Origin of the sequence: Vibrio sp. D404a (assembly GCF_030248535.1) — a bacterium.
Lineage (GTDB): Bacteria > Pseudomonadota > Gammaproteobacteria > Enterobacterales > Vibrionaceae > Vibrio.
This window is the reverse complement of the sequence record NZ_JAHGAJ010000010.1, coordinates 43,837-57,322: the sequence shown is the minus strand read 5'-3', so window position 1 is coordinate 57,322 and position 13,486 is coordinate 43,837. Positions and strand designations below refer to the sequence as shown.

At 44.9% G+C, this 13,486-nt stretch carries 11 protein-coding genes and 1 riboswitch; of the genes, 5 read left to right on the top strand and 6 right to left on the bottom strand.

Translation table 11 applies throughout. From position 1 onward, the window contains the following. Nucleotides 1–239: 239 nt before the first annotated feature. The gene (locus tag KI655_RS07015) at nucleotides 240–884 is read left to right on the top strand and encodes a LysE family translocator (protein WP_285403048.1); all 645 of its coding nucleotides are present in this window, start codon (nucleotides 240–242) and stop codon (nucleotides 882–884) included. 164 nt (nucleotides 885–1,048) lie between these two features. Here KI655_RS07015 and KI655_RS07010 read toward each other — a convergent pair whose 3' ends face one another. After that, the gene (locus tag KI655_RS07010; protein WP_285403047.1) at nucleotides 1,049–2,431 is read right to left on the bottom strand and encodes a sodium:alanine symporter family protein; all 1,383 of its coding nucleotides are present in this window, start codon (nucleotides 2,429–2,431) and stop codon (nucleotides 1,049–1,051) included. A gap of 120 nt (nucleotides 2,432–2,551) precedes the next feature. Beyond that, nucleotides 2,552–2,671: riboswitch (glycine riboswitch) on the bottom strand. 301 nt (nucleotides 2,672–2,972) lie between these two features. Between KI655_RS07010 and KI655_RS07005 the strand changes: the two genes are divergently transcribed. The 4 genes from KI655_RS07005 (at nucleotide 2,973) to KI655_RS06990 (ending at nucleotide 6,380) form a co-directional block, all read left to right on the top strand. Next, nucleotides 2,973–3,131, top strand: a complete 159-nt coding sequence (locus tag KI655_RS07005; protein WP_239840773.1) for a hypothetical protein — start codon at nucleotides 2,973–2,975, stop codon at nucleotides 3,129–3,131. Between the two features lie 108 nt (nucleotides 3,132–3,239). Continuing rightward, entirely contained in the window at nucleotides 3,240–3,974 is a 735-nt protein-coding gene (locus KI655_RS07000; protein ID WP_285403044.1) for a chromosome partitioning protein ParA, read from the top strand. Between the two features lie 128 nt (nucleotides 3,975–4,102). Then, nucleotides 4,103–4,951 carry a helix-turn-helix domain-containing protein gene (locus tag KI655_RS06995; protein ID WP_285403042.1) on the top strand — a complete coding sequence of 283 codons (849 nt, stop codon included), beginning with the start codon at nucleotides 4,103–4,105 and terminating at the stop codon, nucleotides 4,949–4,951. Nucleotides 4,952–5,033: 82 nt separating this feature from the next. After that, nucleotides 5,034–6,380, top strand: a complete 1,347-nt coding sequence (locus KI655_RS06990; RefSeq protein ID WP_285403040.1) for an MATE family efflux transporter — start codon at nucleotides 5,034–5,036, stop codon at nucleotides 6,378–6,380. 135 nt (nucleotides 6,381–6,515) lie between these two features. On the opposite strand, the gene KI655_RS06985 is transcribed toward KI655_RS06990, so the two are convergent. The 5 genes from KI655_RS06985 to KI655_RS06965 form a co-directional block, all read right to left on the bottom strand. After that, nucleotides 6,516–8,054, bottom strand: coding sequence for a sodium:alanine symporter family protein (locus KI655_RS06985; RefSeq protein WP_285403038.1), 1,539 nt, complete (start codon nucleotides 8,052–8,054; stop codon nucleotides 6,516–6,518). Nucleotides 8,055–8,700: 646 nt separating this feature from the next. Then, nucleotides 8,701–9,864, bottom strand: a complete 1,164-nt coding sequence (locus KI655_RS06980; RefSeq protein ID WP_285403036.1) for an ABC transporter permease — start codon at nucleotides 9,862–9,864, stop codon at nucleotides 8,701–8,703. Further along, on the bottom strand, nucleotides 9,861–11,051 hold the full coding sequence (locus tag KI655_RS06975; RefSeq protein ID WP_285403034.1) for an ABC transporter permease: 1,191 nt from the start codon (nucleotides 11,049–11,051) through the stop codon (nucleotides 9,861–9,863). The genes KI655_RS06980 and KI655_RS06975 overlap by 4 nt, the downstream gene beginning before the upstream one ends. Nucleotides 11,052–11,058: 7 nt before the next feature. Then, complete coding sequence (locus KI655_RS06970) at nucleotides 11,059–12,033, bottom strand: HlyD family secretion protein (RefSeq protein WP_285403032.1); 975 nt, start codon at nucleotides 12,031–12,033, stop codon at nucleotides 11,059–11,061. A 3-nt stretch (nucleotides 12,034–12,036) separates the two neighbouring features. Further along, nucleotides 12,037–13,464, bottom strand: coding sequence for a TolC family protein (locus tag KI655_RS06965; RefSeq protein WP_285403030.1), 1,428 nt, complete (start codon nucleotides 13,462–13,464; stop codon nucleotides 12,037–12,039). Between the last annotated feature and the right edge of the window lie 22 nt (nucleotides 13,465–13,486).

Below are 13,486 nucleotides of genomic sequence, written 5' to 3'. Positions count from 1 at the left end.
ACGCCACAGTGACCAATAGGTTTGTTCGACAAAGCGACCTTGGTTGTAAATAAATTGTAAATCAGCAAGAGGTGTCAGCGTTCGAAACACTGTTCTTTGTATTTATAAAACGGTATAGATCCATAACACAAAGCTTAACAACGACAGGTAAATTGAGTTAATCTGCACCACACATTGATGCTTGGTGGTGGTTTGATTACCTAGAGCATGCGAAGACCTTATTGAGCAAGGATGCGGTTATGATTCTTAATTTTGAAGCCTTTCTGGTGGCGATCACCATATTGACGCTTACCCCGGGGCTAGACACGGCACTGGTGATTCGAAATACCACGCGGTCAGGAATGAGAGACGGTGCGGTGACGAGTTTAGGCGTGTGCTTGGGCTTGTTTGTCCACGCGACATTTTCTGCCATCGGTATCTCAGCGATTCTGCTTCAATCGGCGGAGCTGTTTCAAACGGTGAAGTTTATTGGTGCCGCTTACCTGATTTGGCTTGGTGCATCGAGCCTTTATGGTGTTTGGAAAGGCAATGCTGGCTTTGAAGTATCTGACGCCAAACATGAGACCTTGCGAGCATCACGCTCATTGAGAGAAGGGTTTCTTTCCAATGTGCTGAACCCTAAAACGGCGGTTTTCTATCTTGCGTTCTTGCCACAGTTTATTGACCCACAAGGTTCACCATTTATGCAGTCGATGCTTATGGCGGGTATTCACTTTGTGATCGCGATGGTTTGGCAGTGTGGCATCGCGGGTGCGGTCGGCTCAGCCAAACAGCTATTCAAAAGCCCTAAAGTGATTGGTTGGATGGAAGGCGTAACGGGTGCCGTGCTGATTTCGTTAGGTATCAAACTAATGTTAGAAGAGCCACCAACACCGACAGCTTAGTTAGTCTGGTTTAACAGTGTATAGATATAAGAAAGCCGAAGTATTTCACTTCGGCTTTTTTATACGTCAAATCTAGCGGTTGATAAAGCTCGCTCTATCAAAACCTGTCCAATTCAAAGCTAGTCTATTTCAACGATTGTCTCTTTCAACGTTCGTTTCAAAGATCAAGCCACCGATGTGGTGCGAGTCTCTGTTGATTGTCCCTTAGAAGTCATTTGGCTAAAGAACTGTTTGGTCTCTTCAATCACTACGTGACGCAGAAGGATCAAACCAATTAGGTTTGGAATCGCCATTAAGCCATTCACAATATCCGCCAGTAACCAAATCATATCCAGTTTTAAGAACGCGCCCGAAGCCACAAGTGCGATAAAGATGATCTTGTATGGAAGTACCGCTTGGGTGCCAAACAAGAACACCACACAGCGCTCACCGTAGTAGTTCCAACCTAAAATAGTGGTAAAGGCAAAGAAGATAAGACCAACCGACACCAGCATTGGACCTAGCGTGTCTGCATTCAAGCCAACGGCAAACGCATGAGTCGTCATCGCAGCACCTGATAGGTCAGTCTGCCAAGCACCCGTTAAGATTAACGCAAGACCTGTCATGGTACAGATGATGATGGTGTCAAAGAAGGTACCTGTCATAGAGATAAGACCTTGCTTAACACACGAGTCAGTCTTTGCTGCTGCGGCGGCCATTGGAGCACTACCTAGACCTGATTCATTCGAGAATACGCCACGCGCAATACCCGATTGAATAGCGAGCATGATGCTTGCACCCAAGAAACCACCGGTTGCAGCCGTGTTAGTGAATGCTGAGGTAATCACTAAGCTAATCGCATCAAGCAGTTGATCCGCATTTGTCACCAGCACGCTCATACACGCGACGATGTACATAACCGCCATTGTAGGTACGACTTTTCCTGCAACCTTAGCGATGGATTGGATACCACCTAAAGTCACCACAGCAACAAGCAAGGTCAATACAACAGCTGATAACTCACGTGATGCGCCAAACGAGATTTCCGTAGCGTCTAGAATCGCATTTACTTGCGGGAAGGTACCGATACCGAAGCACGCCACACCCAAAGCAAATAGAGCGAACAGCACTGCTAGAATTCGAGAGCCAACACCGTATTGCAAGTAGTACATTGGTCCACCGACCATTTCGCCTTTGCTGTCTGTTTTACGGTATTTTACCGCCAGTAGACACTCTGCGTATTTGGTTGCCATGCCGAATACAGCCGCGAGCCACATCCAGAATAGGGCACCCGGACCACCTAATTTAATGGCCGTTGCAACACCGACGATGTTACCCGTACCAATAGTGGCAGAAAGTGCAGTACACAAAGCAGCGAAACTAGAAACATCACCATTGCCTGATTTGTCTTTGGAAAACACCATTTTCAGTGCGGTCGGTAGGTGTCTAAACTGGAGTAGGCCTAAGCGAAAGGTAAAGTAGATACCCGTACCGACTAATAAAATAAGAAGCGGTGGTCCCCAAACAAGTTGGTTGATGGTTTGTAATGTTTCTTGTAGGTAGTTCATAGATTCCCCTTAATAAATAAAAATTTAAGGAGAAGAGTGAAAGGGCAGTGCTAATCGATCACGATCGCACCACTTAATACATTAGTACTGTAGTTAGTGTTCTGAATTAAGGTTGTTGCTTTCCACTCCTCTGTCCTTTTGCCTGAGAGTTTCACTTAGCGAAAAACTTACTGAGAAGTTTTGGTCTCTAAGCTTGCTCCTTCGGCGACCGATCTAACGGTTCTCTCCAGAGGTTCCTCCAACGACAGTCCTCGCTTTTCTGATTTTCATCAGTATAAAGCACCTGAAAGATTTACTTCTTCGGCGGGTCAATCTAACTAAATGTTAATATTTAGTTAATAACCACTCTCCTGCAGTCTTCATCGGAACAATTACCTAATTAATTAGGTAATCTGTAGGCGTATCCTAGATCAGAAAAACTGTGATGTCAGCAGCAAAATATCTGTTTGCACAAATCTTGTTCAACTAAATGATCAAACAACGCGACTCTGACGTAACTTGCTTATTTAAATGGTATAAAATAGAGAAACAAGGAGGAGTTATGACTCGACTGATTGCGATTGTTTTTTTATTAGCCTTGGCATTTGTGCTGTTTCGTTATCGAACCAACGAAAAAGTGCAGAAAAGCGTAGTGATTGTCATCGTAAGTAGTTTTTTGTTGTATACCGCGAGCTTAATGTTCTCGGAGTTGACGCGCTAACACTCAGGGATAGGGCTTGATAACAAAGTATATGAGTGAAATAAATCTATCACCTGTTGTTGCTAGACTAGTGGTGACGGCGTAACGTAAACGAATGGGAGTACCCTTGTGAGCCAACATTCTGGGCAAAATGAACAAGATGAAGTGGTTGTAATTGAAGAGCGCGATAAGCGAAGCCAGTTATATATTGGTATAGCGGCGGTGATTGGCTTGGCCCTTGGTGGCTTGATTGGCTCTTCAGTGACGGCGTCTAAGTGGGAATCGACCTATCAAGTTCTAGAAGCTCGTTACCAAGAATTGAATAGCAGCAAGCAGCAGCTTGTGACCCAAGTTGAAGCGAAAGTGGCGAAAGTCGATTCAGAGATCGGTAGTCAGGTTGAAGCTGCACTTCAAGAGCAAGCACAGGCACACCAAAAAGAGCTGGATGAGCTATCCAAGCAGACTGCAGTATTAGAAAAGGCGAACTACTCGTTAGAACAACAACTTAACGAACAGAAAGTTGCGCTTGACCAGTCTGAACAGAATAATCAAAAGCTTAATCGTCAAGCGGATATGCAGTCCACTATGTTCGAGCGTTCTCGTGAACTGTTTCGTAAGGAGCTGCAAATTACCCAGTCGTTGGAAAAGCTTGAAGCAGAACGCGATAAGCTAGAGCCCAACCTGAAGCCGCTTAAAAAAGAGTGTGATACCTTTCTTGAAGGTACGTCATGGGATGCTAAATCTGATGCGTGTGACAAGCTCGACGCGGCAAACTCGCGCTTGAGTGATATCAGACAGATGATTGAAGTTCACAGAATGGACCTTCAACAGATCAAAGACCTGACGGAAGAGATTGGTTTGTAGCTTTATTCTAAACATCCGTTTGTCTGGTGATAAACAACATTGAATATAAAAGTCCGTATCTCTGTTTGATATGGACTTTTTTTTAAGTGAAATTACCTTTGATGTAGGTAATCGAAAAAGAGTAACCCATGAAGCAGTCGATCAAGTCGGTTAAGTTAATTTTGGGCGAGCCTTGCAAAGCCATTGATAGCCCTATTGAGCAAAGCGAACCCTATATAGAGCCACATCGCCATGAATATTGGGAGGTGATTTGGTGCCTGAATGATCAAGGTACACAGCAGATTGACTTCGTGGAGTATCAGAACAAAGTTGGGCGCTTGTTCACGGTGGCGCCCGGTCAAGTTCATTGCTCGGATGAACAAAGTAGCGCGGTCCGTTTGTTGGTTTTTGCTCACGGTTTTGTTGAAACCAATAAACGCAGCACTCAACTGGTCGATACTGTCTTTGCGACCAGAAACGCCAGACCTCCCTATATTGATTGTGATCCAGAGGCTGATGAATACCTGTTGCCAGTGTTCAAAATGATTCAAGAAGAATGTGCTCGAGAAGATTGTGACTGGCCGCTGGTGGAGTCTTTGATCAACTGCTTCTTACGTTACATGATGCGCTTTGCCAGTAACATTTCGCTAAAAGGGGAAGAGCGTGATCCCCGAGTTGGTAAAGTGATTGAATTGATTGAACTTCACTACCGAAACGAAAAAAACAGTCAGTTCTACGCAGACGCTTTAGCTCTCACCACCAAGCGCATTAATGAGATCGTGAAAGGCCAACTCGGTAAAACGGTCACTCAGTTAATCCATGATCGAGTAATACTTGAAGCAAACCGCGATCTTGCTTTTTCAGATAAGACAATCAAGACGTTGGCGTATGAATTGGGTTTTGCCGATCAGGCCTATTTTAGCCGCTTCTACCGTAAACATATGAAAGAGTCTCCTGCTCAATTTAGAGTGAGATGTTTAGATAGTGCAACACTATAAGCAGATAATCCCTTTAATCAGCTCGTTCGTGTGATGATAATACCCGCCATCAATTTCGATGTTCTGGGTGTTCATAACGACTATGGCAATTAATCTAAAAACGGATCCGATTTCTAAATCCTTCTACCAATATTTATGGCCAGCTCTGACAGGCATGATCATCAAGTCGCTATTTATTATGGGCGATGCGATGTTTATTGGTCAGGGGATAGGGCCTGATGGGTTAGGGGCGATCGCACTCATCATTCCTCCATTTTCCATTTTTACCGCTATTGCGATGATGATCGGTATCGGTGGTGCTGCACGCATGTCGATTGATATCGGCAAGGGCAATGCCGATTCGGGACAGATGTGGTTTAGCCAATCGATGCTCTTGGTGACGATTCTGTCCTCGATAAGTGTAACGGCAGCGATTATCTGGCTCGATGAGCTGATTGCCTTGATGGGTGCAACAGGCTACATGGCGGAACTGGCTCATGAGTATTTGGCCGTGCTATTGCCATTTTTTGTCATCTATTCAATCGCTTGGGTTCTATCATGTTTTGTGCGTAATGATACCAATCCACGCTTAGCGACCTATGCGATGTCGATTGGCGCGATTACCAACCTAGCGTTTGATTACCTTTTCATTATCGAGATGGGTATGGGTATGAAAGGGGCTGCGATGGCAACGGCTATAGCTCAAGTGGTGATCATCTCAATTCTCCTGACTCACTTTGTGCGCAAGAAGGGTATGTTAGAGTTGAGTTTCAAGGGCATTGGTTTAAGTAAAAGCCGTGAGATAATCGCGATTGGTGCGCCAACGTTTTTTATTGAACTGACGTCTGCACTGACCATACTGCTGTTTAACTATGTGTTATTGACCCAGTTTGGAGAGAGCCACATCATAGCCTACGGTTTGACGACTAATGTCGGGGTTTTGGCCTTGTTCGTGATGGTCGGTATTGCACAGGCTTGTCAGCCAATCATGAGCTTCAACCATGGTGCGAATCAGATCCAACGTATTGAGCAAACACTGACTCTAGGGTTAAAAACGGCCATTGGTAGCGGTGCAGTATTCTTGGTGCTGGTTTGGGTATTTTCTCCTCAGATTGCACAGTGGTATCTCGGTGAGGCGACGGGCTTGATTGCGCTCTCTTCAACGGCGCTAAGCCTATTCTTCTTAGGTGTTCCATTAATGGGGCTAAACCTAGTGATTGCGAACTTATTCCAAGCGATTGCTAAGCCAAAACAGGCGACGTTGATATCATTGGGTCGTGGGTTTGTCTTCGTTGCGTTGGGTGTAATGCTGCTTCCATACTTGTTTCCAGAGAACGGAATTTGGGCAAGCATCGTCTTTGCAGAAGCGTTAACGGCATTAATGAGTATCACCATGCTCATGTCGTATCGACGTCGATACATGCAAATGCCAGAGCGCGCCGAGGCGTAATCAATACCACAAAAGAAAGAGCCACTCGTTAATTCGAATGGCTCTTTTAGTTTGTTTATCCGCTTATGCTCATCGCTTTGATGTTAATGGGATTTGGAACGGCTCCACCCATTGAGCATGAACATTCAGCAAGACTTATTTATATGCTTTGATCTCGCCTGATTTCACTCGTGTAACGAATGAGTGAAGTTCTTTCTTAACAACAGGCATCAAGAAGTAAAGACCAAGAATGTTGAAGATAGACATCGCGAAGATAGCAGCATCAGAGAAGTCGATTACCGCGCCGAACTGAATTGTCGCACCGATTACAACAAACACACAGAACATCACTTTGAAAATAAGCTCCGTTGTTTTGCCTTCACCGAATAGGTAAGTCCACGCTTTTAGACCGTAGTATGACCAAGAGATCATAGTCGAGAATGCAAACATGATAACGGCTAGTGCTAGGGTGTACTTGAAGAAGCCTGCTGTTTCAGTAAACGAAGCCGCTGTTAGTGTTACACCTGTTAGACCTGAACCATCGAATGGACCTGTGTTTAGACCTGCGATAGTGATAACCAGTGCCGTCATTGTACAGATAACAACGGTATCAACGAACGGTTCTAGTAGAGATACTAGACCTTCAGTGATTGGCTCTTTTGTTTTAACCGCAGAGTGAGCAATTGCAGCTGAACCTACACCGGCTTCGTTCGAGAAGGTTGCACGTTTTAGACCTTGGATAAGGGCACCAATGAAGCCACCGACAACACCTTCACCAGTAAATGCGCCAGTAAAGATAGCATTAAAAGCAGGACCTACTTGATCAAGGTTTGAACCGATAACAATCAGAGCCATACCGATGTATAGCGCAGCCATCCAAGGTACAACACGCTCAGTTACTGATGCGATAGAAGGCATACCGCCAACGATCACAGAGAAAACCAAACCTGCTAGTACAAAGCCAGTGATGATGCCGTATTCGCTTGGAATATCAAATGCGTAAGTTAGCATTGCATGCGCTTGGTTGGCTTGGAACATGTTACCGCCACCCAGTGAACCTAAGATACACATCAGAGCAAAGCCGATTGCGAGTGCTTTACCCAGTCCACCCATGCCACGCTCACCAAGACCTTGGCTTAGGTAGTACATTGGACCACCTGATACAACGCCAGACGGTAAGATAGTGCGGTATTTAACACCTAGAGTACACTCACAGAACTTAGAAGCCATACCAAGAAGGCCACACAAGATCATCCAGAATGTTGCACCAGGACCACCAATAGCGAGTGCAGCACCTACACCTGCGATGTTACCAAGACCGACGGTTCCAGAAAGGGCAGTAGCTAAAGCTTGAAAATGGGAAACTTCGCCGTCTTCTTTTGAGTTAGGGTCTGTGTACTTGCCTCTAATGATATCTACAGCCATACCGACTCGTTTAAATTGAACGAATCCAAAGTAAACAGTAAAAATCACAGCAGCTAGTAATAACCAACCAACGATAATAGGAAAGTTGGCTTCGCCAACCGGTACACTTTTGAATATTAACCCAACGAACCACCCAGTGTAGTCGTTGAAAAAGCGATCAACACTTTGGCTTAAATTACTGATTGTTTGATTAAATGACCCTTCTTCTGCAAATGCGGTGGAACTGAATAATAATATAAACCCTAAAAATAATGCTTTTATGTTTTTCATGGTTTTCCCTGTCTTTTACTAAATTTTATTTACTGCTGTTGAGCTTGCTTTCTATTAACTTTTATTTTCAACAAGTTATCTATTCATTTGGTCAGCAACAAACGGCTTGTAACTAACTCAATACTTCAAATAGATATAATTACTGAACAAGTTTTATATGGATATAGCTTCTCTGTGTGAGTAAGGTCATTTTTATTTATATAACTGACCTTGTTGATAATCCTATACATAAAAATAATAGCATCAAAGATTTTTTTACAAAAAATTTACATTTGTTTGGGGTCAGTCATCGTTTTTTGTAAGTCATTGTTTTGAAATCGCGATTATTGGCCATTTAGAGTGGACTTCCGTTTGCTTGTCGGGCCAAACGTATCAATTTGTGTTGGTCATGTTGCCAAAGGGAGTGTTTTGAGCTTCTGGGGATATATCTTAGTGCGGTAAAAAACTGCTGATAGAGTTGACCAAGTACTGAAGGCTTAGTCGTATATTTTGGCTGTTGGAAAGTGAGGACTATTTACCGGAGTTACCTTATATTTGGATAATAAAAAAGCCCTTTATAATAAAGGGCCTTTCGAAAAGTAACTGTTAGTGTACGTTATTTTTATAAACCGCAATGCTTGATTCTAACGCTTATTTCCAATGGTTATTACCTATAACCAGAAGCAAGCTTCTTCGATTTGTAAAACATCTTAATCGCTAATAGAGATCCCCAAACCGCTACTTGTATCCACAATAAAGTCCATTGTGGTGCAATATCTTGCCAAGTGGCACCCATTTGATTAATCCCAAGGAAGCCTTGTATCGCAGGAGTACTTGGGAAAAGCTGTGACAGTCCAACCAACCAAGCTGGCATCATCTCTATTGGCCAGATAAAGCCTGACGAGAATATTAGAGGCATTGAACTGATCAACACGACAACGGTGACCCATTCTCTTCTTGGTACGACTTCACCAATCAATAGACCAACTAAACAGCTGCCCAAAAGGAAAGGGAGCAATAGAGTCAGCAATTGACCGTGTGTGGCCATTGAATTGATGCCATACAGATCAAAACTCGCGCCAAAATAGTACATCGATAACAGGTAATAGATACCCACAAGTACACAGCAGCGCGCAATTATGAGCTTAATGCTTGAGACACGAGACCAATAACCCGGTGTCGCTTGGCTGTTTTGTGTTGCACTGATTAAGCCTGACGCCATGGCCAAGGTTTGTTGAAGGATCAAAACAAACACCGCTGGCACAACGTAATCGATGTAACCCATTCGGCTATTAAACGTTGGTTTCAAGTTGAGACTGAATGCACTATAGCCATTGGCTGCGCTCTCTAGTGGTACACCGTCAATCAATAAATGACTGACTTTAATTTGTGCCGCCAGTGTTCCGCCTGCTTTGGCTAACCCTTCCACAATGGTGCCGTAGACGAGAAAGAAAGAGGCATCGCCCGCGTAGGAGAGTGTTGGACTTTTACCTAGCAGCAAATCTTTATAGAAGTTCTCTGGGATCACCAAAAAGCCACCGATTTCCTGATTAAGCAAAGCTTGCTTGGCATCAGCGAGACCAAAATCACGACGAGTGATATCTATTTGCGGTGTTGCATCCACCATTCGCTCTAGCTGATAACTGCTCTGGCTGCGATCCAAATTCACCACTGACGCTTTTAATTGTTCAGGGGTTTGCTGCGCGTAAGGCAAAGGATAGAGAAACGAGTAGAAAATCACGCCGCCAAAGACGGTCAATAACACTACAGGATTTCGAACAACGGCTAATAGCTCGTGCTTAAGGAGTTCTATGAAGCTGAAGGATTTCATTGTGCCACTCCATTGACTGGTTGAGCGTTTAAGTGTTTACGAATCAGCAGTAAAGTAATCAATGCCGGTACAAAATACCCTAGCGTTGGTAACAACTGAATAATGGTTTGTGCTGCGTCAGCACCGTAGCTTGAAAGTGCGGTTTGAGCCTCAATATAGTGGCTAATTGGCAGAAGGCTACGCCATGCTTGTGCGGCAGCGTTCATGTCTGTTACCGGGAAGGTAATTCCCATGAAGGCAAAGCTTGGTGCGGTAAATGCACCTGCAAAGCTCATGGCTCTCGCGGGATCGAGTGTCAAAAAGAAGAAGGCGCTGCCCATGATCATGCAACAAACAATAGTGATTATCTGCGCGAACACTAGTGGAACAAAGCTTCCGTGATAAGGCCAATCCAACAACACGTAAAACCAGCCTATAAAACCGACACCAAATGCTAGGAAAAGTGCGAAGTAAGGCAGAAGGGTGGAGCTGAGCGCTTTTGCAGGTGATTTCCCTAACCATGCTTTTAGGCCTAACTCGCGACAGTTAGCGGCCAAAACCAAGATGGTGCCAACCACAATCATGATCTGCCACAGGGCAGGGATGATCGCGGAAACCAAAAACTGAGCGTAACTGGTGTTCTTGTTAAACAGTGGCGTGATCTGACTTTGAACCGTAACGGCTTGACCCAGCGCAGACTTAACCGTTTTGTCGCCAGTTGATAACTGTTTAAGCACTTCCACTTGCGCGTTAAATGTTCCTTGCGCCTGCAGCAGAGCAGAATTGACCAACTTACCGATCAGAATAAATTGACTGTTGTAGAACACCGACACCTGCGGGTTGAGGCCAAGGTAGATATCTCGCTCAAAGTGCTTGGGAATAATCACGTATCCATAGATATCACGAGTGATCATCGCTTGCTTAGCTTGATTGATATCAGTGTACTTTTGCGTCACTGCTAGGGTCGGTGAGGCATCTACCATGCGGACAAACTGCTGTGAAAGCTGGCTATGATTTAAGTTAACTACCGCAACCGGGAGATCTCGGGCGATCCCTTGAGAGAAGATCAACCAGATACTGGCGGCCAACATCAGCGGGATCCAGGTCAGGCTCGACAGTAACCATTTATCTTTACGCACAATTTGCCACTGAAGCGCAAGATTGCTCTCAGTGGCGTTTGTGTTGATGGGTTGGGAAGATTGGGACATAAATGACCTACAGCTCTACCACTAAACTCATGCCCATGCGCAACGTGTCTTGGTTACCGACAGGTCGAGCTTCAATTTCAAAGGTTCTTAGATCGAAGCCTTGAGCAGCATCCGTAGAGCGCCAAGTTGCAAAATCACCCATCACAGCGATATGGCTCACTTCAAATGTTACGTTCTTATCAAGTGCAGGAAGGTAAGCCTCGAATTGAGTGCCTTTTTCAAAGTACTTGAGATGATCTTCACGAACGTTGAGCACGGCCCACGCATCTTGTGTGTCGATAACAGTGACAACAGGGAAGCCCTGAGGTGCTAACTCACCACTACTTAGAAGCACTTGGGCAACTTCGCCATTGAACCAGCTGTGGATTTGCGTATCTTTCGCATAAGCCTCAACTTCAGCAACTGCGCCCGCTGCCATTAGTGCTTTTTGAGCTGCTGCGAATTTGGTTTCGTCACGAGCGCCTTCTTGAGCCAGCTTATACATTTGCAGCGCGGCGCTTTCGGTGTATTTCGCGGCTTGCCATTGTGTTTTCGCTTCGTCGCGTTTCTGCTCAGCAACAACGCCATCTTTATAGAGGTTGTTTACACGCTGGTAGGTCTTTTCCATTAAGTCTGCTGCAGCTTTAGCTTTTAGCCATTGGTCTTTCGCCGCTTGGATTTGCTGATCGCGTGCGCCTTTCTCAGCCTCTTGAGCCAATGCTCCAGCGGCTTTTTCTCCTGCTTTCGCTTGCTCTAATTTGGCATCAATCTCAGGGCTAAGTAGAGAGAAAACGAGTTGACCCTTTTCAACCGTATCTCCTTTGCGGACAAAGACTTGGTCGACACGGCCCGGTACCTTAGATGAGATACTGTATTGCTGAGCATCGATCTGACCTTGAATTTTAATAGGTTGAGGAAGGTAAGCTTGATAGAAGCTATAGCCAACCCAACCAACAATGCCAATACCTATGATTGAAGCGAGAAGTGGTTTAACTGATTTCATGAATCATCCTTTTGTATTGGCATTGTGAGAACTAGGGTAAACGGCAGACGTTGAATAGCTTGGGAACGCATTCATTTCGCTGCTGAGTGCCAATAGCTTGTTAAGTGAAACGAGGTATTGGAAACGGGCAACGGACTGTTGAGTTTTGATGCTAGCTAGGTACAGCTCGGCGTCAACGACTTCAAGTGATGTAGACAGACCTTGGTTAAAAGCTTTTTTGCGTAGTAGTAGGTTTTCTTGCGCTAGCGACAAGCTTGAGTTTAGACCTTGCACCTCTTCAACAGCTTGTTGCGCTTCGAGGTAGGTTTTCTGAACCAATACCGTGAGGTCTTGTTTCGCTTGAGATTTTAGGTACTGAACTTGTGAAACCGCACTGTGCGCAGCGGCTACTTTATCAGAGCGACCTGAAGTATCGATCAGTGGCACGTTGACGCCAATACCGACTAGCCAATCTGGTTTCATCTCGCTCGCCAGTGAGTCATCTTCGTAAAGGCTGTAGTCACCGTATAGATAAACTTCTGGGTAGTATTTGCCTTTCTCTGCTTTAATCAGGCTGCTCGCTTGTTTCTCTTTCGCATCTAAGATTCGTAAGCCGGGGTAGGTGGTCAGTGTTTGATCAATAAAGGTGTCCATATTTGGCAAATTATTATTGATGAAAAGTGACTCGGAAGGCTCAGCTGTGTCAGATAGACCGAGGATTTGAGTAAGGGCGAGTTGAGCGATTTTTAGATCGTTTTGCGCTTTGGTGCGCTCTACCACTGCTTTGTCTAATGATGCGTCTGCTTGTAATCGCTCCACACGCGCGATTTGTCCTTGCTCTTCAAGTTTAATCGCGAAATCTCGGTGTTGAGTTAAGCCGGCTTCCACTGCTAGACGGGTTTGAACCACATCTTGAGCGAGGATCACCGAGAAGTAGTATTTGGTAAGATCTTCGTAGCGTGCCTGTTTCTCCATCAACAGCTGGCTTTGTGCTTCTTCGCTTTTACCTTCAGCAGCCGTTTGTGCTGCGGTAATTCGACCACCTGTAAAAATAGGCCATACTGCACGAATAGAAGAGCTGAAGATATCTTGCTCAGTGATGGTAGATGTCACTCCACCAATTAAAGGTCGTAAGATTGCAGATACCGTTGGGTTTACACCACTTAAACTGTCGGCAAACTGCTCACCATTGATGGTTACATCGCTGTCGAGGTGGGTGTAGTTTGCGCCTAGTGTAACCGATGGCAGGTTGAGGTTACCGGTCGCGTTTTGTAAATGCTGGTAACGTTCAACATTGGCTTGCTGCGCTGCTAACGAATTATTGTTTTGTTGCAGTAATCCCCATGCTTCTGGAAAGGAGAGAGGCGCAGCAAAACTGGCCGAACTTACGCAGCTAATTAGCAGAGCGGCCAATGAAAACTTTGGTCTGAATTTTGGTGTTGTCATCTTCATACTTACCAAATTAGAGTAATAA

Excerpts from the sequence above, each read along its gene's own strand:
- KI655_RS07015 (WP_285403048.1), top strand. The coding sequence starts at position 240 with ATGATTCTTAATTTTGAAGCCTTTCTGGTGGCGATCACCATATTGACG.
- KI655_RS07010 (WP_285403047.1), bottom strand. The coding sequence starts at position 2,431 with ATGAACTACCTACAAGAAACATTACAAACCATCAACCAACTTGTTTGG.
- KI655_RS07005 (WP_239840773.1), top strand. The coding sequence starts at position 2,973 with ATGACTCGACTGATTGCGATTGTTTTTTTATTAGCCTTGGCATTTGTG.
- KI655_RS06995 (WP_285403042.1), top strand. The coding sequence starts at position 4,103 with ATGAAGCAGTCGATCAAGTCGGTTAAGTTAATTTTGGGCGAGCCTTGC.
- KI655_RS06990 (WP_285403040.1), top strand. The coding sequence starts at position 5,034 with ATGGCAATTAATCTAAAAACGGATCCGATTTCTAAATCCTTCTACCAA.
- KI655_RS06985 (WP_285403038.1), bottom strand. The coding sequence starts at position 8,054 with ATGAAAAACATAAAAGCATTATTTTTAGGGTTTATATTATTATTCAGT.
- KI655_RS06980 (WP_285403036.1), bottom strand. The coding sequence starts at position 9,864 with ATGAAATCCTTCAGCTTCATAGAACTCCTTAAGCACGAGCTATTAGCC.
- KI655_RS06975 (WP_285403034.1), bottom strand. The coding sequence starts at position 11,051 with ATGTCCCAATCTTCCCAACCCATCAACACAAACGCCACTGAGAGCAAT.
- KI655_RS06970 (WP_285403032.1), bottom strand. The coding sequence starts at position 12,033 with ATGAAATCAGTTAAACCACTTCTCGCTTCAATCATAGGTATTGGCATT.
- KI655_RS06965 (WP_285403030.1), bottom strand. The coding sequence starts at position 13,464 with ATGAAGATGACAACACCAAAATTCAGACCAAAGTTTTCATTGGCCGCT.